The sequence below is a fragment of the Streptomyces sp. NPDC086989 genome, assembly GCF_044745505.1.
In the GTDB taxonomy this organism is placed as follows: domain Bacteria; phylum Actinomycetota; class Actinomycetes; order Streptomycetales; family Streptomycetaceae; genus Streptomyces.
Window position 1 is genome coordinate 9,299 of the sequence record NZ_JBIVAL010000019.1, and the last position, 19,098, is coordinate 28,396.

The following is a 19,098-nucleotide window of genomic DNA, read 5'->3' on the forward strand; positions in this document are numbered from 1 at the left end:
CCGCACGGCCGATCAGTCCCGTCAGGCCGATCAAGGCGCACAGCCGGTCAAGCCGGGCGGGCCGGGCACGGCCGGTCAAGCTGCACGGCCGGTCAGGCCGGGCGGGCCGCATGGCCGGTCAAGCCGGTCAAGCCGGTCAAGCCGGTCAAGCCGGTCAGGCCGCACGGCCGATCAGTCCCGTCAGGCCGATCAAGGCGCACAGCCGGTCAAGCCGGGCGGGCCGGGCACGGCCGGTCAAGCTGCACGGCCGGTCAAACCGGGCGCGCCGCACGGCCGATCAAGCCGGGCGGGCCGATCAAACCGCACCGCAGGTCAAGCCGGGCACGGCCGGGCAGGCCGGGCGCCGGGCGGGCGGTCGGCCGCTGGGCTCAGGGGCCGTAGCGGCCCGCGAACCAGGCGGCCGCGGCCCGGGTGTGGAGGGGGAACGCCAGTTCCGCCGGGGTGCGCAGCACGTGCCAGCCCGTGGTTTCGTCCGTGGGGGCCGACGGCGGGAGGGATTCCGCCGGGCGTAGCGGCAGGAGGCCGAAGAGCAGCAGGTGGCCGGCCGGGGAGCTCATGGCGTCGGCCAGCGTGACCTCCGCCGCCGGGGCGTGGATGCCGGTCTCCTCGCGCAGCTCGCGGACGACCGCGTCACGCCAGTCCTCGCCGAAGTCCATGAAGCCGCCGGGCAGGGCGATGCCCCCGAGGGCCGGCTCGATGGTGCGGGTGATGACCACCAGTCCGGTGCCGGCCGCGTCCTCGACCGGGAGCAGCGCGACGGCCACCGGGAGCGGGTTGCGGTAGGTGACCGCGCCGCACGAGGCACACGTACGGGGCCAGTCGGCGGTGTCGAACAGTGATCCACAGGTGGAGCAGTGCGAGTTCCTCGGCTGTGCCTGCATGCCGCGATGGTATGCCAAGGGGTATGAGGGTGCTTGCAGTTGCGGGAGTTGCGGCGGTCTTGGGCTGGGCGGCGTGCGTCGGGGGCGGCGGGAGTCCGGGCGCGGGTCCGGCGCCGCGCGGGTTCGTGGCGCTGGCGGAGGTCGATCCCACCGTCGGGCAGGACATCAGGTACGCCACCGCCCACAATTTCACCGGTGCGGTCGTGGACGGGTACGAGGAGCCCGTGTGCCTGCTCGCCCGCCCGGCGGCCGAGGCGCTGCGCGCCGCCCAGCGGACGCTGCTGCCGCGCGGGTACTCCCTGACGGTGTACGACTGCTACCGGCCACAGCGCGCGGTGGACCGCTTCGTACGGTGGGCGGCGGACGGCCGGGACCAGTCCACGAAGGCGGAGTTCTACCCGGACGTCGACAAGGCGCGGCTGATTCCGGACGGCTACATCGCCGAGAGGTCCGGGCACAGCCGCGGGAGCACCGTCGATGTGACCCTGGTGCGGCTGCCGCTGCGCCGGCCCGTCGACATGGGGACGGCGTTCGACCGTTTCGATCCGCTCTCGCACACCGACGACCCGAGGATCACCGGGGCCGCCCGGCGCAACCGGGACCTGCTCCGGCAGGTGCTGTCCGCGCAGGGGTTCGTGAACCTGCCCGAGGAATGGTGGCATTTCACGTGGGAGCCCGAGGCGTTCCCGGACTCCCGGTTCGACTTCCCGGTCGCTGTCGCCTCGGTCCGGCCGTGAGTACCGTGCCTGCATGGAATTCAGTTCGTACGAGGAGTTCTGGCCCTACTACGTCGCCATGCACTCCCGCGCCGCCACCCGCTGGGTCCATCTCGCCGGAACCCTGACCGGGCTCGCCCTCACCGCGTACGGCCTGGCACGCGGCCGCACGCGCTACCTCGCCGCCCTCCCCCTGATCGGGTACGGGACGGCCTGGCCCGCGCACTTCCTGATCGAGGGGAACAACCCGGCGACGTTCGCGCACCCCGGCTGGTCCCTGCGCGGGGACGCGCAGATGATCCGGATGATGCTGGCCGGGCGGGACGCGGAACTGGACGCGATCGCGCAGAAGTGGCTCGCCGGGAACCGGTGACCCGTACCGCCCTCCCGTGGCAGACTTCTGACGACTCGTCAGATGACCAGTTGCATGCCAGCGCTCGGGAGGGGTCTTGGAACGCACACGTACACCGGTCGTGAGCGGGTGGTTCACCGAGGCGGGCGGGGAGGTCGCGGGGGCCGCGGGCGCGGGGGCCGCGGGCACAGGGGCCGCGGGCACAGGGGCCGAAGGCGCGGAGGGCGGGTTCCGCCTGCTCGGCACCCGCTGCTCCGCCTGCACCGCGGTGTTCTTCCCCCGCGAGGACGCCTACTGCCGCAATCCGCAGTGCCCCGGGGACGGCCGGCTCGCCGAGGTTCCGCTGTCCCCGCGGGGCCGGGTGTGGTCCTACACCGACGGGCGGTACCGGCCGCCCGCGCCGTACGCGTCCGACCCGGACGCGCCGTGGGAGCCGTACACCCTGGTCGCGGTGGAGCTGGAGGCCGAGGGGATGGTCGTGCTCGGGCAGGCGGCCGACGGGGTCACCGTCGCCGATCTGGCGGTCGGGATGGAGGTCGAGGTGGTCGGCGGGGTGCTGAACGAGGACGCCGACACCGGGACCGTCTGGACCACCTGGCGGTTCCGGCCGACGGGGGGCACCGCATGAGCGCCGACATCGCGGTCCTCGGGGCGGGGATGCATCCCTGGGGAAAGTGGGGCCGCAGCTTCGTCGAGTACGGGCGGGCCGCGGCCCGGGCCGCCCTCGCCGACGCTGGCCTGGAGTGGGCCGACGTCCAGTCGATCGTCGGCGCCGACACCGTCCGCTCCGGATATCCCGGCTATGTGGCCGGCGCGACCTTCGCCCGGGCCCTCGGCTGGCAGGGCGCCCGCGTGACCAGCGTGTACGCGGCCTGCGCCTCCGGGGCCCAGGCCATCGGCGCGGCGCGGGCGCAGATCCTGGCCGGCCTGGCCGACGTCGTCCTGGTGGTCGGTGCGGACGCGGCGCCCAAGGGGTTCTTCGCCCCGGCGGGCGGGAACCGGCCGGACGATCCGGACTGGCTGCGGTTCCGGGTGCTGGGTGCGACGAACCCGGCCTACTTCGCCCTGTACGCGCGCCGCCGGATGGCCGTGTACGGGGACACCCCGGAGGACTTCGCCCTGGTGAAGGTCAAGAACGCCGCGGCCGGCGCGCTCAACCCGTACGCCCGCTACCGCAAGGCGGTCACGGCCGAGGAGGTCGCCCGGTCGGCGGTCGTCGCCGATCCGCTGCGGCTGCTCGACATCTGCGCCACCTCGGACGGGGGCGCTGCCCTGGTCCTGACCAGCATGGACTTCGCGCGCTCGCGCGGGGTCGCCGATCCGGTGCGGATCCGGGCGGTGTCGACGGTGACCCCGACGTATCCCCGTACGGTCCTGGACCTTCCGGACATCGCCACCGACTCGGTGACCGCCGTGCAGCCCGCGGCGGGCTCGTTCCGGGCGTCGATCGCCCGGGCCGCGTACGAGGAGGCCGGGCTGGGGCCCGGGGACCTCTCGCTCGCCGAGGTGTACGACCTCTCCACCGCCCTGGAGCTGGAGTGGTACGAGGACATCGGTCTGTGCGCCGAGGGCGAGGGGGCCAAACTCGTACGGGAGGGGGCGACGGCGCTCGGCGGGCGGGTGCCGGTGAACACCGGAGGCGGCCTGGCCTCCTTCGGGGAGGCGGTGCCGGCGCAGGCCATCGCCCAGGTGTGCGAGCTGACCTGGCAGTTGCGGGGCACGGCCGGGGACCGTCAGGTGCCGGGCGCCCGGGCCGGGATCACCGCGAACCAGGGGCTGTTCGGGCACGGGTCGGCCGTCGTGGCGGTGCGCTGACGAAGGCCGGGGCGCAGGCGCCGGCGGCTGCGCCGGAGGGGTCGGCGGCGGCCGGGCGCGGACGCTGAACAAGTGCTGTTGTCCGAACGCTTGACGGCCCCCGGCGGCAGGTTCACACTCGCTCCACAGCCTCCCGCCGCCTACGACGCCACGGCCGAGGCCCCTCCGTCCCCCCATGAGAGCTGCGGCCCGTACCCCAGTCGGCGGGGGTACGGGCCGCCTCCTGTCAGCTCCCGGCGGTCAGGCTGTGACGCCGGGCCCGCGCCAGCGACATCGCGTGTTCCACCACCCCGACCAGTACGTCCTTGACGGACTCCCGGTCCCGCGCGTCGCACAGCAGCACCGGCACCCCTGCATCGAGGTCCAGCGCCTCTCGCACGGTCACCACCGGATGGCGTTCGGCGCCGTCGAAGCAGTTGACGGCGACCACGAACGGGATCCCCCGCCGCTCGAAGTAGTCGACGGCGGCGAAGCAGTCGGCGAGGCGGCGGGTGTCGGCGAGGACCACCGCGCCGAGCGAGCCCTGGGCCAGCTCGTCCCACAGGAACCAGAAGCGGTCCTGCCCGGGCGTGCCGAACAGGTACAGCACCAGGTCCTCGCGCAGCGTGATGCGTCCGAAGTCCATGGCCACGGTGGTGGTGCTCTTGCCCTCCACTCCCCCGGTGTCGTCGATGCCGACGCCCGGTTCGGACAGGAGTTCCTCGGTCCGCAGCGGTCTGATCTCGCTCACCGCGCTGACCAGGGTGGTCTTGCCCACCCCGAAACCGCCCGCGACCAGGATCTTCAGGGTCAGCGGCTCGACCGGTGACACGGCGTGCATGGCACCGGTGCGGCTAGAGCGCCCGAAGGCCATCGATCACCTCACGCAGAATGGATTCATCGGGCAGTTCGGCCGGTGGTACCGGCCGGGTCACGTGGACCAGTTCCTCTTCGGCCAGGTCGCCGATGAGGACGCGTACGACCCCGACCGCGAGGTCGAGTTCGGCGGCGAGCTCGGCGACCGACTGGGGCCGATCCCGGCACAGTCCGAGGATGTCGGAGTGCTCCGGGGACAGCGTCGCGTCCCAGACCGGGTCGTCGGCCGCCGGTTCGGCGACGACGAGCGCGATCAGGTCGAGCCGGTGCCGGCCGGAGTGGCTGGTCCGGCCGCGGGTCATGGCGTACGGGCGTACGACGGGACCCGCGTCGTCGTCGAACCAGTGCGGGTGGACCCCCTCGGGGGGCACCCCCGCGGCACCCGCGGGACGGTCCTGGCGGTTCTGGGGTGGCTCGCTCATCCCGTCCGCCTCACCCTCCGGCTGGCAGCCCGGAGCGGGGAGCGGTCGCCAGGTGGTCGCCGACCCGCTTGACCATCAGGGTCATCTCGTACGCGACCTGCCCGACGTCGGAGTCGGCGTCGGACAGCACGGCCAGGCAGCTGCCGTCGCCGGCGGCCATGACGAAGAGGAAGGCCTCGTCCAGCTCGACCACGGTCTGGCGGACGCTGCCGGACTCGAAGTGGCGGCCCACCCCCTTGGCCAGGCTGTGGAAGCCGGAGGCCACGGCGGCCAGGTGTTCGCTGTCCTCGCGGGTGATGTCCTTCGAGCTGCCGGTGGGCAGGCCGTCGCCGGAGAGGACCACCGCCTTGCGGATGCTTCCGACCCGGTCGACGAGCTCGTCGAGGAGCCAGTTGAGCGGACCGGAGCCGCGGCCCCGGGTGTCGTTGCCGGTCTGCGGTGCGGTCATCGACCGTTCCCCTCGTTCTCGTATCCGGGACCTGTGGCGGCGGAAGTGCCTGCCCCGGTCCCTGACTGCTGCTGTGCCTGCTGTTCGCGGCCCGCCGTCCAGCCGCGCTGGAGTGCGGACATCCGCGTACGTACCTCGTCCGCGTCGCGGTGGGCCACCGGGTCCGCGGCGGCTTCGGCGGGTGCCGGGGCCTGCGTCTGCTTCAACTGGGGCGCCAGGCTGGCCTGCCGGACCCGCTTGGGCAGCCCGCCGGGGCCCTGGGCGGGAACGGCTCCGCCGGCGGCGGCGGGGCCCGCCGCTGCGGGCGCGGTGTCCGGCTCCGGGGCCGGCGCGGGCCTGGGGACCGCGGACACCGGGCGGGGCTGCACGCGGCGGCCGTGCTCCGCGACCAGCGTCGGGGTGGGGCGGCGCCGCGGGAGCGGCACGGCGCCCGGGGAGCGGGGACCGTCCGGGCGGGCGCCGCGGACCGTTTCGGGGCGGTGGCCGTCCAGCCGGACCGGGCCGGTGGGGGCCGCAGGCTCCCGGTCCGGACCGCCCTTGCGGTCGGTGTACGGGCGGTCCGCCGGGCGCAGGCCCAGCAGGGCGCTGCGCGAGGTGCCGTTGGGCGGGGTCTCGTCGTCGAGGGTGGCCATCGCGGGACGGCCGCCCACGCCGGTGAGCCCGGTGATGCCGGTGCCGACCTCGTCCAGGGCGGCCTGGTCGTCGAGGCCGTCGAGCCCGAGCACGCCGAGCGGTGCCTCCAGTTCGACCGGACCGCGCAGTTCGGGGGCGGCCGGCGGGCGGCCGGCCGGGGCGCGCTCCACGGCGGCCGCGGCGGTGCGGGCGGGGCCGTGGCCGTTCCTGGCGCCGTGGCCGGCCCGGACGGCCTTGGCCTCGCCGAGGCGCAGGCCGTTGCCGTTGGTCTCGGGGGCCTCGGTGAGCAGGGCCGCGGGGAGGAACACCACGGCGGTGGTGCCGCCGTACGGGCTGGGCTGGAGGACGACCTTGACGCCGTGGCGCTGGGCGAGGCGGCTGACGACGAACAGGCCGAGGCGGTCGGTGTCGGAGAGCTCGAACTCGGGGGTCTCGGCGAGCCGGAGGTTCGCGTCGAGGAGGGCCTCCGGGTTCATGCCGAGACCGCGGTCGTGGATCTCGAGGGTGAATCCGTTGGCCACGCGTTCGCCGTGCACCTGGACGCCGGTGTGCGGCGGCGAGAACACGGTGGCGTTCTCCAGGAGTTCGGCGACGAGGTGGGTGACGTCGGCCACGGCGGGGCCCGCGATGCCCAGGCGCGGCAGCCGGCGTACCTCGATGCGCTCGTAGTCCTCGACCTCCGCGACGGCTGCCCGTACGACGTCCATGAGCTGGACCGGTTTGCGCCACTGCCGGGAGGGGGCCGCCCCGGAGAGGATCACGAGGCCTTCGGCGTGGCGGCGCATGCGGGTGGTCATGTGGTCGAGGCGGAAGAGGTCGGCGAGCTCCTCGGTGTCCTCGGTGCGCCGCTCCATGGTGTCGAGCAGGGTCAGCTGGCGGTGCAGCAGGACCTGGTTGCGGCGGGCCAGGTTGACGAACACCTCGGAGACGCCGCGGCGGAGCTCGGCCTGTTTGACGGCGGCCTCGACGGCGGCGCGCTGAAGGGTGTTGAGGGCCTGGCCGACCTGGCCGACCTCGTCCTTCTCGTACTCCAGGCGGGGGGCCTCGGTCTCGACGTCGACGTGTTCGCCGGCGGCGAGGCGGCGCATGACGGCGGGCAGCCGGACGCCGGAGACCTCGTGGGCCTCCTTGCGGAGCCGGGACAGGTCGCGGACCAGGTCGCGGCCGATGCGCACGGACAGGACGACGGAGAAGAGGAGGGCGATGAACCCGAGGACTCCGGCGATGGCCGCCTGGACGAGGACGTCCATGGCGAGGGGTTCGACGCGCTTCTGGTAGCGGTCTCCGGCGGCGGTGCCCATGGTGGCGAGGTCGTCGAGGACCTTGCTCGCGGCCTCGTCCCACTGGGCGGCGGTGATCCGGGGGTTCTTTCCGGGGCCTCCCGTGATGAAGCGTTCCTCCGCGTCGCGCAGCGGTTTGGTCTCGGGGCTGCTCCAGTACTGCTCGAACAGCTCGCGGTCGTCGGCGGGGAGGATCGCGAGGTTGAACTCGTAGAGCAGTGAGCGGTTGGCGGCGAGGTCGGAGACGCGCCGTACGTCGGCGGAGCTGACGTTGCGGGCGGCGAGGGCGGCGGCGATGACGGCGTCCTCGCGGGAGAGCGTCTCGCGGGCGCGGGTGATCCCCACGAGGGCGCGGCCCTGCTTGTCCATCTCCACGTTCTCCAGCGCGTGGAGGTTTATGAGGAAGTCGTAGCAGGGGTCGACGAGCCGGCTGTAGAGCTCCAGGGCCTGGCTCGGGTCCAGGGTGTTCTGGTCGACGGAGCGGCGCAGCGCGCCGATGCCGCGGAAGGCGTCGAGGATGGAGTCGAGGCGCTGGGCGGCGGCGGGGGCGAGCTCGTCGGCGACCTCGGGGTCCTTGGCGTTCTTGCTGATGCGGTCGACGAGCTCGTCGGTGGCGGCGCGGCGTTTGGTGAGTTCGGCGGTGGCGGTGGCGGCGCGCGGGTCGCCGAGGACGACGAGGGTCTGGCGGCGTTCCTTCTGGATGACGCGGACGACGTCCTCGACGGGGTAGCCGACCTTGTCGATGACGTAGGCGACGTCGAGGAGTTGGACCGCTTCGCGGCCGGTGAGCACGGTCGCGAAGCCCCAGAGGGCGGTGAGGGAGACGAGCGGCACAAGGAGCAACGCCACGATCTTCCGGCGGATGGACTTCCCGCGAAAGCGCATGGCCTCCCCAGCCTCCCCCAGCTCAACCCCGTTGTCGGGGGTCGGTGTTCCGTCATTTAAACGGCGTGAGCCTACTACTGCCGGGCAGCGGCTTCGAAGGCGTGTCCGGACGTTTTCGGCCGGGCCGCCCAGCGTAGATCATGAGTTGTCCGACACATCCGGTCAAGAGCGGTCCGTTATGCGGCAGATGACACTTGGTGGGGTGTCAGTTACCGCAACCGGATGGATGGCTGGAATTCTTTGTTCCGGGGTGGGCAGGTGCTGGGGAGGAGTCCGGGATACGGGAATCTCTCGGCGGTGTCGTACGTCTACCAGTTCGAGGGGATGAATCGGGGCGGGAGCGTGTGATGGGGATCCATGAGGACACCGGCGCGGTGGTGGGCGCGCCCGGGCGGTCGCTGTGGGAGGAAGAGCCGGCCGGGCGGCGCAGGATGCCTGACCCGGTGCGCGAGTCGGCGGTGCGGGCGGTGCTGATCGTGGCCGTCACGCTGACCGGGGCGAGCATCGCGTTCTTCCTGATGCTCACCGGGTCCTGGCTGGCCCTGCCGATGGGCCTGTGCGCGATAGCCGGGACCGTGGTGGCCACGTGGGGCGTGCTGGACGTACTGATCACCCGGCAGATGTGGAACCAGCGGTACGGCGTGGTGTCGGTGCCGAGCAGCACGGCGCGGGACCGCCGGCGCGAGCGGCGCCGGGCCCGCCGGGAGGCCCGCCCGGAGCCGGGCGGCGGCCCGGCCCGGATACCCCGGGGCGCCGAGGCCGCGGGCGTCCGCCCGGCCAGGTGGCAGTCTCCCGGCGCGGACCACGGCTACCCGGCGGGCTCGGGCCGGTGACGGCCGCGGTCAGGAAGTGACCGCGGAACGCCGGAACATGCGGGTCGCCGTGATCTCGCCGTGGATCGTCTCGCCCTCCGCGGACTGCTGGGGCAGGCCCGGGCGCAGGTGCTCCTCGACGCTGATGTACTTCAGGCCCGCCCGCAGGTCGGCGTCGTTGCGCAGCCGGATGACGAGCGGGAACTCGGCGAGGGCCGTCGTGTCGAACAGGCCGGTCGTGTAGAGCAGCTGGACACCGAGCGCGTCGGACACGGCCCGCTGGAGTTCCAGCAGGTACGTGGCGTTCGCGCGGCCGATCGGGTTGTCGAGGAACAGCGTGCCCGCGTGGCGGTGCTTGTCGCGGCCGCGGTCGTTGCTGCGCAGCGCGGCCATCGTGCAGTACAGCGCGATCGCGGCGGTCAGCAGCTGGCCGCCGGAGAACACGTCGCCCATCTGGCCCACGGGCACGCGCTCGGCGCGCAGCACCGCGTCCGGCTTGAGGATCTCGACGGCGATGCCCTTGGGTTCCAGGGCCGCCTGGACCCCGCGCAGCAGCAGGGACATGCCGTCGCGGCGGCCCTCGCCGAAGGAGGCGTTGCTGTTCTTCTTCACCGCGGTGCGGGTCGCCTCGTCGATGACCTCGCCGAGGCGTTCGGTGAGGGTGGCCTGGTCCGGCTCCTCGAAGCGGATGCGCAGGAACTCCTGGCCCGACCACTCCCCCAGTCCCTCGGGGAGCTGGGAGAGCCGCTGGGCGGAGCGCAGGGTGGCCAGGGCGGACTCCACGAGTCCGCGCAGCCGGTCGACGATGCTGTCGCGGTTGCGTTCCAGCTGGGCCAGCTCGTCGGTGAGGACGCGCAGCCGGGGCGCGAAGGCCGCCGCCCAGGCAGCGGCGTGCTCGGGCAGGGCAGAGGCGGGCAGTTCCCGGATCTGCTGGCGCGCGGGGGTGCGGACCTGCTCGTACCGGTTGGCGTTGGCGTGGCGGACCAGGATGTCGCTCGCCTCGCGCACCGCCGACTCGGCGGCCGAGAGGTCGGCCGCGCAGCCGCGCAGGGAGCGCCGTGCCTCGGCGGCGGACTGCCGGGCCTCCTCCAGCGTGCCCGGGTGGGCCGCCGGTTCCTGCTCGTCGTCCTGGTGGGCGTGGTCGCGCAGCAGGTCGCGCAGCATCGCCGCCGTCTCGTCGAAGCCTCCGGCGCCGTCCTCGGCGGTGCGGTGGGCGCGCAGCAGGTCGGCGTGGGCGGCCCGGGCGGTCTCCACGGCCGCGGTGTGCGCGGCGAGCTGGGCGGTGGCGGTGCGCAGCATCGCCTGGGCCTGCTCGACGTCGGCGGGGACCAGTTCCTCGGGCAGCTCGGTGTGCGCCTCGCCCTCGGTGGGGGCGTGCCGTTCGGCCTCGCCCCGGAGCCGGCCGAGCTGCTCGCTCGCGGCCTGCGCGCGGGTCTCCAGCATCTGGACGAGGGATTCGGCGCGGGCGGCGGCCGCCTGCCGGGAGGGGCCGTCGGCGCCGTCGGTGCCTTCGAGGAGCTGGGCGGCGCGGGTGCGGACCTTGTTGGTGAGTCGGTCGAGTTCGGCGAGGGCGGCGCTCTCGTCGCTTTCGGCGCGGGCCTGTTCGGCGCGCAGGTCGGCGCCGACGCCGACCTTCTCGTACAGCTGGGAGGCGGCCCGGTAGGCCTCGCGGAGGTCGGGCAGCGGCGCCTTGGCGGTGCCGTCGTCCTCGGGCAGCGACTCGGGGGCGCCGGCGATCTCGGCGCGCTCGGCGCGCAGAGCGCGGGCGGTGCGGCGGGCGTCGTCGGCTGCGCGCTGGGCGGCGCGGCGGTCCTCGTCGGCGGCGCGGGCCCGGTCCAGGCAGACCTCGGCGCGGGCCTCGGACTCGGCCGCGTCGTCGGCGAGTTCGCGGACCTTGGCCTGCCAGCCGGCGCGCTCGCGCAGGCGGAAGGCGAGTCCGGCGAGGGCGTCGGCGGCGCGGCGGGCCCGCTGGGCGGCGTCCTGCCGCTCGTCGCGGACGCGGGCGGCGTCGGCGGCGGCCTCGTCGGCCTCGGCGCGCAGGGTACGGGCCTCCGCGAGTTCGGCGTCGGCCTCCTGCGCGAAACCGCGGGCGGCCTCGGCCTGCTGCGCGAGCTCGGCGAGGCGGCCGGCCGGGCAGCCGGTGCGCCAGGAGGCGAGGCGGGCGGCGAGTTCCCGGTCTGCGGCGAGGCGGGCGGCCAGGTCGCGGATCTCGGTGTCGCGGGCGGTGGCGCGGGCGCGCAGCGCCCGGCGCTCCTCGTCGGCGGCCTGTTCGTCGTGCATGGCCGGGTTCGGGGAGACGATGAAGATGCCGGAGACCGCCGAATCCGCGTCGGCGGGCGGTACCGGGGCCAGCAGGGCCGCGGCGGTGCCGACGGCGACGGTGGAGCGGGGCAGCAGGGCGGCGCCGGAGAGGACCTCGCGGGCCCGCGCGTGGGTGTCGGGGTCGGTGATGACGACGCCGTCGACGAGCTCGGGGCGGGCCGCGAGGACGGCGGCGTGGTCGGCCGGGTCCACCGCCTGGGCGAGGTAGCGCCAGCCCGGCAGGGCCGGGATGCCGTGCTCGCCGAGGTACTCGACGGTGGCGAGGACGTCGGGGCCGGGCGGCAGCAGGCCGCCGTCGCCGAGCGCGCCGAGGATGCGGGCGTCGTCGGCGGCGGCGGTGCGCAGCTCGAACAGCTGCCGCTCGGCGGCCCCGACTCCGCGGGTGAGCATCTCGTGCAGCTGGTCGGCGTTGCGGTCGAGGTCCGCGACGGTGAGCCCGCCGCCTCCGGCGGTCGCATCGGCGGTGCGGGAGCCCGCGGCTGCGGGGTGCCCGGTGGCGGCGGGGGCCGTCGGGGCCGGTTCGGCTGCCGCGGAGCCGGGGGCTGCCGGGCCCGTCGGCGTGCCGGATCCCGGGTGCCCGGAGGTGGCGGAGCCGTGGGCCGCTGCTGCCGCCCCGGCCGGCGCAGCGGATCCCGGGGAGCCCGTGCGCGGGTGGGGCAGGAAGGTTTCGGGGACCGCCGGGAGGCCCAGGAGTTCCGCCAGGCGGGGGGCTGCGGCCAGGGAGGCGGCCGCCCGGTACTCGGCGTCGTGTGCGGCCTCGGCCGCGTCGGCGGCGTCCGCGGCGCGGGCGGCGGTGAGTTCGGCGCGGGATTCCGCGGCGGCCGCCTCGCGGGCGGCGTCGGCGGTGGCGCGGGCGGCCTCGCGGGACTCGTCCCAGGCGGCGACGGCGGTCTTCTCGGCGTCACTGGCGGCGAGGGCCGCGCGGGCGGGGTCGGCGTCGGGCGCCGAGTCGTCGAGCCAGCCGGCCCGGACGGCCTCGGCGGTCTCCTGCTCGACCTCGGCGAGCCGGGCCCGCAGGTGTTCGGCCTCGCTGCGGGCCCGCTGGGCGGCCGTGGCGGCGGCGGTGGCGTCGCGGTGGGCGGCCTCGCCCGCCTCCTGGAGGGCGGCGGACCGCTCCTCCTCCTCGTTGGCGACCCGCTCCCCGTCCTCGGCGGCGGTGTGCAGGGCCCGTACGAGGGCGGCGGCGGCCGTGGCGCGGGCGGCCAGCGCGGGGGCGGCGTCCCGCTCGGCCTCCAGGATCGCGGCGGCGACCCGGGCGGAGCGGTCGGAGGCGGCGCGGTGGCGCAGCACGGTCTCGGCGGCCTGCCACGCGGAGTGCAGGGTGCGTGCTTCGAGGAGCTCGCGGCGCTGGGCGGCGGCGGCCTTGTCGGCGACGGTCAGCGCCAGCGAGGCGTGCCGGTAGGCGAGTTCGGCGGAGACGGCGGCGCTGCGGGCGCGCGCGGACTCGGCGGCGGTGACCCCGTGGGCGGCGCCGGTGACCCGCTGCGCGAGGTCGGCGGCGCGGCCGCGCTCCTCGGCGGCGCGGGCGGACAGCCGCCGGGCGAGGGTGCGGGTGCGGCGTTCCGCGCCCGCGTGGACGTCGCGGAGCCGGGAACGGGTACCGGCGGCCTCGACGATCTTGGTGAGCAGGTCCACGGAACCGGCGGTGAAGTCCCGTTCGGCCATCAGCTCGGCGCGGCGGCCGAGCTTGTTGCCGAAGCCGTGGACCAGGTCCGCCAGACCGTCGGTGTCCCGGGTGTCGGTGACGGCGCGCAGCAGCAGGTCGGTGAAGTCGGAGTCCTTCTTGACCGCGAAGAGACCGGCGGCCTCGCCCTCGTCGGCGTTCATCTCGCGCTGGTAGCGGAAGAGTTCGGGGTCGAGGCCGAGTTCGGTGAGGTGCTCGTTCCAGCGGTCGTGGATCTCCTCGAAGTACACCTCCAGATGGGGGTACGCCTTGCCGGACTCGGTGAGGGCGTCGCGGAAGCCCTTCATCGTGCGGCGCCGCCCCTGCGCACCCGAGGCGCCCTCGACGGGCGGGCGGACGGCGGTGGCCTCGGCGACCGGGAGGTTGTCCAGGCTCAGCCCCGGCCCGGGACGGAAGGAGTACCAGGCCTCGGCGAACTTGCGCGGGTCGTTGGAGACCTGGCGGCCGCGCCATTCGCTGACCTTGCCGACGACCACGCACTCGCCGGTCTGGGTGTGCTGCCACTCCAGCGCCACGTGACCGCAGTCGTCGGCGAGCAGGAACTTGCGCAGGACGCCGGAGCTGGCGCCGCCGAGGGTGTTGCGGTGGCCGGGGAGCATCACCGAGAAGATCAGCTTGAGCAGGACGGACTTGCCTCCGCCGTTCTCCAGGAAGAGCACGCCGGCGGGCGCGGGACGGCGCGGCGGCCCGCTGGGCTCGTCCTCGAAGAACTCCGCCTGCGCGGGTGCCGGGTGGGGCACCGGCTCGCCGACTCCGCGCAGGTCGAGCACGGTGTCGGCGTAGCGCGCACCGGCGGGCCCGATGGAGTAGAGGCGGATCCGGGACAGCTCGTACATGGCGGCGGACTCTCGTGGATTCTCGGTGGTTCTCGGTACGGAAGGGCGGGTGGCTCAGGCGTGGAACGGCAGGCCGGCGTCGGCGGCCAGCTCCAGGTCGTCGCCCTCGGGCGGCGGCAGGAGGGTGGCGGAGCCGTCGCTGACGGGGACCACGCCGAGTTCCAGGAGTTCGGCCATGGCCGCGCTGCCCGCCATGTCGCGGACCTGGAGCTGGTAGCGGGGGGTGGTGCGGTACGTGCCTCCGGCGTCGTCGCCGGTGCGCTGCAGGAAGCCGGAGTCGGTGAGGAACGCGGCGGCCTTGCCGACGATGCCGGTGGTGGAGCCGGCCAGGCGGCGGGCGTCCTTGGTGGCTCCGGTCGCGCTGCGACGGGCGTAGACGCGCCAGGCGGCTTCGAGGCCGGGGGCGTCGGTGGCCGGGTCGGTGTTCTCACCGAGCTCCTCGGCGCGTTCCTCCAGGCGGCGGCACGTCTGGCGGACGAACGCGTCGACGCCGTTGACGGTGACGCGGCCGATGTAGCCGTCGTCGGCGAGGTCCTCGGGGCGGGGGAACGCGAGGGCGGCGACGGCGAGATGGGCGAGGCCGTGCAGGAACCGGTCGGCCGAGTCGGCAGCGGTGCGGCGGGCGTAGTCGCCCATCCGGACGGCGAAGACGGAGTCCTCGTCGGCGGCGACGGCCATGCCGGCGCGCGGGGACACCTCCAGGACGACGAGGCCCAGGCCGGTGGCGACGGCGTCGGCGAGGCGGCCGAAGGCCGGGTCCTCGCGGTAGCGGCGCAGCAGTTCGGCGTACTCGGCGTCGCGGGCGGGGAGCAGCTTGGGCTGGAGCCCGAACGCGACGAGCCGGGCCGCGTCCGCGGCGTCGGCGGGCGTGACGGAACCGCCGGGGGCGGGCGCGGCGGGGGCCTGCGGCGCGTCGGGCTCGCTCCACGCGGGGTGCCGCTCGCTCCACGCGGGGTGCTCGGCGTGGTGGTCGCTCACGGGTACGTCTCCTCGGCGGTGCGGGTCGGTCGGGCGGTGCGGATCGAGCAGGCGGTGCGGGTCGTTCGGGCGGTGCGGGGTTCGGTACGGGGCGGCTCGGCGGCGGTCGGCCCCCGCCCGCTCCCGGGGGTGGGGGCACGGCGGTCTGTCGGGTGCTGCGGCGGATTCGGCGGGACCGGGGCGGCCCGGCACGGCAGCCCGGCCGGGGCGGGGGCGGTCACGCCGCCTCCGTGCGGTCCGCGGTCATCGCGGCGGCGTCCAGGAGGGCGGTGCCGACGATGAGGTCGGCCCCGCCGAACTCGGGGTCGTCGAGCTCGGTGCCGTCGTCCACCGCGAAGAGCAGCCGCTCCTCGCCCTGCCGGTACGCCGTGCCGACCGCCGGGCTCGCCGCGTGGACGGCCAGCAGGGCCACCAGGTACGGCAGGTCAGGGTCGCTGCGCCGGGCCTCGGCGAGCAGGCCCGACAGGCGGCGCGGGGCGTCGTGCGGCAGGTCCAGGAGCTCCATCGCGGCGGCGAGCTGCTCCTCGCTGAAGCGGCTGTCGTCCGGGGTGGCGATGAGGTCCGGTTCCGGCATCTCCGCGCCGAGATGTTCGCGCTCGACCGGCGGCGTCAGCAGGATTTCGACGAGGTCGGCGACGCGCACGGAGACGGGCGTGCGCAGGCCCGTGCCCGCGGCGAAGAACGCGTCCGTGACCCGGCCGGCCTGCGCGACCGGCAGCGGCAGGATCGGGGCCACGAGCTGCCCGTAGAGGTCGATCCCGGAGCGCGGCGCGGGCGCGGCGAAGGCCTGGCGGTCCTGCTCGGCGCGGAACAGGGGGCCCGCGTCCAGCAGCCTCGACTGGAGCTGGGTGTGGCGGCGGATGCAGTCCTTGACGATGTCGACGAGCTCGGCGGCGCGCCGCTTGTTCTCCGGCTCCTCGGCCTCGTCCCGGGCCTTGCGGATGTTCGTCAGGATCGCGTTCTCGTGCCGGTAGCGGTCGGCGACGTGGTCGAGGGCCTCCTCGATCATGTCGGGCACGGACCGGAGCCAGTCCACCGCCCGGACGTTGCGCCGGGTCGCGTCCAGGGTGCGGCGCAGGGTCTCCGCGTACTGCACCGTGCGGTAGCGGGCCTGCTCGGCGGCGAGCTGGGCGTCGGCGAGCCGACCGCGGCTGATGAGGACCTCCAGCTTCACCTCGGCCGCGATCTGCGCGCTGGTGACGTCCGTGTCGAGGGCGCCGACCAGCACGTTGACGGCTTCGTCGGTCGTACGGAGGTAGACCGCCCCGCCGTAGCCGGGGACCTCCTCGATCAGCTTGAAGTCGTAGTCGCGGCGGACGTACACCCCGTCCGGGCCGAACGTGCCGTAGATGGCGCGGAAACCCCGGTCGACGCTGCCGACGTTGATGAGGTTTTCGAGCACCCAGCGGGCCACCCGCTCGTGCTCGGCCGCCGGGCGCTGCGGTGCCTGCGCGGCGACGCGGGGCAGCAGCCGGGCCACTATCTGCTCGTGGTCGGCGCCGGTGTCGAAGTCCATGTTGAGCGTGACCAGGTCGATCGCGGCGAGCGCGACCTCCGCCATCGCGTAGATCCCGTACTCGCCGGCGAGATTGGCCTTGCGTACGTCGAGATCGTGCAGCGGGGCGGTGCACGCGAGGGCGCGCAGCCGCCGGGCCAGGCCCTCGTCGGCGGCCGGGCCCGGCGCCGGAGACGGAAGGGGCTTCGCCGGGGCGGGGAGAGTCACGGACAAAGACTAGGCGCTGACACGGACAACATCCCAAACGGCATGGTTCGGCCGGATCGGTCCCCGACCCCGCCGGACGTGCCGCCGAACCGCTCACCGCCGCACGGGGGCTGCTCTACGCTCACCGCATGGCTTCCATGATCACACCTCTGATCGATCTCAACGCCGACCTCGGCGAGGGCTTCGGGCGCTGGACGCTGACCGACGACGAGGCGCTGCTGTCCGTCGTGACGAGCGCGAACGTGGCGTGCGGTTTCCACGCCGGGGACCCGTCCATCATGCGGCGGGTCTGCGAGCTGGCCGCCGAGCAGGGCGTACGGATCGGGGCGCAGGTCTCGTACCGCGATCTGGCGGGCTTCGGGCGGCGCTCGATGGACGTGCCGGCGGACGAGCTGGCCGACGAGGTGGCGTACCAGATCGGGGCGCTGGAGGTCTTCGCACGGGCCGCCGGCTCACGGGTGTCGTACGTGAAACCGCACGGCGCGCTGTACAACCGCACGGTCGGCGACGCCGATCAGGCGGGCGCCGTCGTCGCCGGGGTGCGGACCGCGGCCGGGGCCGGGGACCTGCCGGTGCTGGGTCTGCCGGGATCGCTGCTGCTGGCCGCCGCCGACGCGGCGGGGCTCACGGCCGTGCCCGAGGCCTTCGCCGACCGGGCGTACACGCCGGCCGGGACGCTCGTGCCGCGCGCCGAGCCGGGGGCGGTGCTGCACGACCCGGACGCCGTGGTCGCCCGCGCGGTCGCGATGGCCGCCGACCGTGCGGTGACGGCCGCCGACGGCTCCCGGGTGGCGGTGGAGGCGCGCTCGCTGTGCCTGCACGGGGACACCCCGGGGGCGGCGGGGCTCGCCCGGCGGGTCCGCGAGGCGCTGGGCGCCGCGGGGGTCCGGGTGGAGGCCTTCGCATGAGGCCGCTGGTGGTGGGCGGTGAGGCGCTGCTGATCGAGCTTGACTCGGCGCAGGAGGTGGCGGCGCTGCACGCGGAGCTGCTCCGGCGGCGGGAGGCGGGCGAGCTGGGGGACGTACGGGACGTCGTGCCGGCGGCGCGGACCGTGCTGCTGGACGGCGTGGCCGGGCCGGGCGCGCTGGCGGAGCGGATCGCCCGCTGGGAGGTGCCGCCGCTCGCGCGGACCGAGGGACCGCTCGTCACCGTGCCGGTGCGCTACGACGGGCCGGACCTCACGGAGGTGGCCAGGCGGTGGGGGGTCGCGGAGCGGGAGGTGGCGGGCATCGTCGCGGGGACGGAGTTCCGGGTGGCCTTCTGCGGGTTCGCGCCCGGCTTCGGCTACCTGACCGGGTTGCCGGAGCGGCTCCACCTGCCCCGGCGGGACACGCCCCGCACGGCCGTCCCGGCCGGCTCCCTGGCACTCGCGGGCGAGTACGCGGGGGTGTACCCGCGCTCCTCCCCCGGCGGCTGGCAGCTGATCGGGACCACGGACGCGGTGGTGTGGGATCCGGGGAGGGAACCGGCGGCGCTGTTCGCGCCCGGGGTACGGGTGCGGTTCGAGGAGGTGGCGGGGTGAGCGGCGGTGCGCCGGAGGCCGCGCTGGAGGTGATCCGGGCGGGGGCGCTGACCACGCTCCAGGACCTGGGCCGGCCCGGGTACGCACACCTGGGGGTGCCCAGGTCGGGCGCGCTGGACGCGGGGGCGTACGGGCTGGCCAACCGGCTGCTGGGCAACCCGCCGGACGCGGCCGTCCTGGAGACCACCCTGGACGGGGTCGGCCTGCGGGCGCTGGCCCCCGTGACCGTGGCGGTCACGGGCGCGCCCTGTGCGGTACGGGTGTCAGGCCGGGCGGCGGCCTGGGGAGCCCCGGTCCGGCTTCGGGCCGGGGCGGAGCTGGAGGTGGGCCGGGCGGAGTCGGGGGTGCGCAGCTACGTCGCGGTGCGGGGAGGGTTCGCCGTACCGCCGGTGCTGGGCAGTCGCTCGACGGACCTGCTGTCGGGCCTGGGGCCGGGCGTGCCGGTCGCCGGGACGGTGCTGCCGGTGGGCCCGGCCGGGCCGGATCCGGTCCGCGGGGCGGATGAGCTGCGGGTGCCGGGGGCGCCGACCGAGCTGGTGCTGCCGTTGCGGCTGGGGCCGCGGGCGGACTGGTTCGAGCCGGCTTCGGTCGCGGCGCTGTGGCGGGCGGAGTTCCGGGTCTCCCCGGCGTCCAACCGCATCGGGCTCCGCACCGAGGCGGGGGCCCGGCTCGTGCGCAGCCGCGGCGGTGAACTCCCGAGCGAGGGCATGGTCCTGGGTGCGGTGCAGGTCCCCCCGGACGGCCTGCCGGTGGTGTTCCTGGCCGACCACCCGGTGACGGGCGGCTACCCGGTCCTCGGCGTGGTCCCCCCGGGCCCACCTCTGAACGCGGCAGCCCAGGCCGGACCGGGCCTGCCGATCCGCTTCGTCCGGGGGTAGGGGCGGGGCGGGCTGCCGGGGGGACGGAGAGGTGGGGCGGGACGCAGGGTCCGGGG

The 19,098-nt window shown here is 75.3% G+C and carries 16 protein-coding genes; 8 read left to right on the forward strand and 8 right to left on the reverse strand.

Annotated elements, in window-relative coordinates:
* Window positions 1-368 precede the first annotated feature (368 nt).
* Window positions 369-881: an NUDIX domain-containing protein gene (locus ACIPK4_RS33800; protein ID WP_402320044.1), complete on the reverse strand. Its 513-nt coding sequence runs from the start codon at window positions 879-881 to the stop codon at window positions 369-371.
* A gap of 23 nt (window positions 882-904) precedes the next feature.
* On the opposite strand from ACIPK4_RS33800, the gene ACIPK4_RS33805 reads away from it, so the two are divergent.
* The 4 genes from ACIPK4_RS33805 (at window position 905) to ACIPK4_RS33820 (ending at window position 3,764) form a co-directional block, all read left to right on the forward strand.
* A complete protein-coding gene (locus tag ACIPK4_RS33805) occupies window positions 905-1,618 on the forward strand; it encodes a M15 family metallopeptidase (protein WP_402320047.1) in 714 nt (237 codons plus the stop codon).
* 13 nt (window positions 1,619-1,631) lie between these two features.
* Complete coding sequence (locus ACIPK4_RS33810; RefSeq protein ID WP_402320050.1) at window positions 1,632-1,970, forward strand: Mpo1-like protein; 339 nt, start codon at window positions 1,632-1,634, stop codon at window positions 1,968-1,970.
* 76 nt (window positions 1,971-2,046) lie between these two features.
* Window positions 2,047-2,577: a Zn-ribbon domain-containing OB-fold protein gene (locus tag ACIPK4_RS33815; protein WP_402320053.1), complete on the forward strand. Its 531-nt coding sequence runs from the start codon at window positions 2,047-2,049 to the stop codon at window positions 2,575-2,577.
* Window positions 2,574-3,764 (forward strand): lipid-transfer protein, encoded by a 1,191-nt coding sequence (locus ACIPK4_RS33820; protein ID WP_402320056.1) that lies wholly within the window; start codon window positions 2,574-2,576, stop codon window positions 3,762-3,764. Before ACIPK4_RS33815 ends, ACIPK4_RS33820 begins: the two co-directional genes overlap by 4 nt.
* A 226-nt stretch (window positions 3,765-3,990) precedes the next feature.
* Here ACIPK4_RS33820 and ACIPK4_RS33825 read toward each other — a convergent pair whose 3' ends face one another.
* Genes ACIPK4_RS33825 through ACIPK4_RS33840 form a run of 4 tightly spaced genes read right to left on the reverse strand, consistent with a single transcriptional unit; the run spans window position 3,991 to window position 8,287 of the window.
* Window positions 3,991-4,617, reverse strand: coding sequence for an ATP/GTP-binding protein (locus ACIPK4_RS33825; protein ID WP_376197722.1), 627 nt, complete (start codon window positions 4,615-4,617; stop codon window positions 3,991-3,993).
* Window positions 4,598-5,041 (reverse strand): DUF742 domain-containing protein, encoded by a 444-nt coding sequence (locus tag ACIPK4_RS33830; RefSeq protein WP_402320059.1) that lies wholly within the window; start codon window positions 5,039-5,041, stop codon window positions 4,598-4,600. Before ACIPK4_RS33830 ends, ACIPK4_RS33825 begins: the two co-directional genes overlap by 20 nt.
* Before the next feature lie 10 nt (window positions 5,042-5,051).
* Window positions 5,052-5,489, reverse strand: coding sequence for a roadblock/LC7 domain-containing protein (locus ACIPK4_RS33835; protein ID WP_054222025.1), 438 nt, complete (start codon window positions 5,487-5,489; stop codon window positions 5,052-5,054).
* Window positions 5,486-8,287 carry a nitrate- and nitrite sensing domain-containing protein gene (locus ACIPK4_RS33840; RefSeq protein ID WP_402320062.1) on the reverse strand — a complete coding sequence of 934 codons (2,802 nt, stop codon included), beginning with the start codon at window positions 8,285-8,287 and terminating at the stop codon, window positions 5,486-5,488. The genes ACIPK4_RS33835 and ACIPK4_RS33840 overlap by 4 nt, the downstream gene beginning before the upstream one ends.
* Before the next feature lie 347 nt (window positions 8,288-8,634).
* Between ACIPK4_RS33840 and ACIPK4_RS33845 the strand changes: the two genes are divergently transcribed.
* Entirely contained in the window at window positions 8,635-9,120 is a 486-nt protein-coding gene (locus tag ACIPK4_RS33845; RefSeq protein WP_402320065.1) for a hypothetical protein, read from the forward strand.
* Window positions 9,121-9,129: 9 nt separating this feature from the next.
* On the opposite strand, the gene ACIPK4_RS33850 is transcribed toward ACIPK4_RS33845, so the two are convergent.
* From ACIPK4_RS33850 to ACIPK4_RS33860, 3 genes are all read right to left on the reverse strand, one after another.
* Window positions 9,130-13,941: a hypothetical protein gene (locus ACIPK4_RS33850; RefSeq protein ID WP_402320068.1), complete on the reverse strand. Its 4,812-nt coding sequence runs from the start codon at window positions 13,939-13,941 to the stop codon at window positions 9,130-9,132.
* 54 nt (window positions 13,942-13,995) lie between these two features.
* A complete protein-coding gene (locus ACIPK4_RS33855) occupies window positions 13,996-14,919 on the reverse strand; it encodes a hypothetical protein (RefSeq protein WP_402320071.1) in 924 nt (307 codons plus the stop codon).
* Window positions 14,920-15,136: 217 nt separating this feature from the next.
* The gene (locus ACIPK4_RS33860; RefSeq protein WP_402320074.1) at window positions 15,137-16,642 is read right to left on the reverse strand and encodes a hypothetical protein; all 1,506 of its coding nucleotides are present in this window, start codon (window positions 16,640-16,642) and stop codon (window positions 15,137-15,139) included.
* 128 nt (window positions 16,643-16,770) lie between these two features.
* Between ACIPK4_RS33860 and ACIPK4_RS33865 the strand changes: the two genes are divergently transcribed.
* Genes ACIPK4_RS33865 through ACIPK4_RS33875 form a run of 3 tightly spaced genes read left to right on the forward strand, consistent with a single transcriptional unit; the run spans window position 16,771 to window position 19,042 of the window.
* Window positions 16,771-17,550 carry a LamB/YcsF family protein gene (locus ACIPK4_RS33865; protein WP_402320077.1) on the forward strand — a complete coding sequence of 260 codons (780 nt, stop codon included), beginning with the start codon at window positions 16,771-16,773 and terminating at the stop codon, window positions 17,548-17,550.
* Window positions 17,547-18,164, forward strand: a complete 618-nt coding sequence (locus tag ACIPK4_RS33870) for an allophanate hydrolase subunit 1 (protein ID WP_402320080.1) — start codon at window positions 17,547-17,549, stop codon at window positions 18,162-18,164. The genes ACIPK4_RS33865 and ACIPK4_RS33870 overlap by 4 nt, the downstream gene beginning before the upstream one ends.
* On the forward strand, window positions 18,161-19,042 hold the full coding sequence (locus ACIPK4_RS33875; protein WP_402320083.1) for a biotin-dependent carboxyltransferase family protein: 882 nt from the start codon (window positions 18,161-18,163) through the stop codon (window positions 19,040-19,042). Before ACIPK4_RS33870 ends, ACIPK4_RS33875 begins: the two co-directional genes overlap by 4 nt.
* Window positions 19,043-19,098: the final 56 nt, after the last annotated feature.

Excerpts from the sequence above, each read along its gene's own strand:
- ACIPK4_RS33800 (WP_402320044.1), bottom strand. The coding sequence starts at position 881 with ATGCAGGCACAGCCGAGGAACTCGCACTGCTCCACCTGTGGATCACTG.
- ACIPK4_RS33805 (WP_402320047.1), top strand. The coding sequence starts at position 905 with ATGAGGGTGCTTGCAGTTGCGGGAGTTGCGGCGGTCTTGGGCTGGGCG.
- ACIPK4_RS33810 (WP_402320050.1), top strand. The coding sequence starts at position 1,632 with ATGGAATTCAGTTCGTACGAGGAGTTCTGGCCCTACTACGTCGCCATG.
- ACIPK4_RS33820 (WP_402320056.1), top strand. The coding sequence starts at position 2,574 with ATGAGCGCCGACATCGCGGTCCTCGGGGCGGGGATGCATCCCTGGGGA.
- ACIPK4_RS33825 (WP_376197722.1), bottom strand. The coding sequence starts at position 4,617 with ATGGCCTTCGGGCGCTCTAGCCGCACCGGTGCCATGCACGCCGTGTCA.
- ACIPK4_RS33830 (WP_402320059.1), bottom strand. The coding sequence starts at position 5,041 with ATGAGCGAGCCACCCCAGAACCGCCAGGACCGTCCCGCGGGTGCCGCG.
- ACIPK4_RS33835 (WP_054222025.1), bottom strand. The coding sequence starts at position 5,489 with ATGACCGCACCGCAGACCGGCAACGACACCCGGGGCCGCGGCTCCGGT.
- ACIPK4_RS33840 (WP_402320062.1), bottom strand. The coding sequence starts at position 8,287 with ATGCGCTTTCGCGGGAAGTCCATCCGCCGGAAGATCGTGGCGTTGCTC.
- ACIPK4_RS33845 (WP_402320065.1), top strand. The coding sequence starts at position 8,635 with ATGGGGATCCATGAGGACACCGGCGCGGTGGTGGGCGCGCCCGGGCGG.
- ACIPK4_RS33850 (WP_402320068.1), bottom strand. The coding sequence starts at position 13,941 with ATGTACGAGCTGTCCCGGATCCGCCTCTACTCCATCGGGCCCGCCGGT.
- ACIPK4_RS33865 (WP_402320077.1), top strand. The coding sequence starts at position 16,771 with ATGGCTTCCATGATCACACCTCTGATCGATCTCAACGCCGACCTCGGC.
- ACIPK4_RS33870 (WP_402320080.1), top strand. The coding sequence starts at position 17,547 with ATGAGGCCGCTGGTGGTGGGCGGTGAGGCGCTGCTGATCGAGCTTGAC.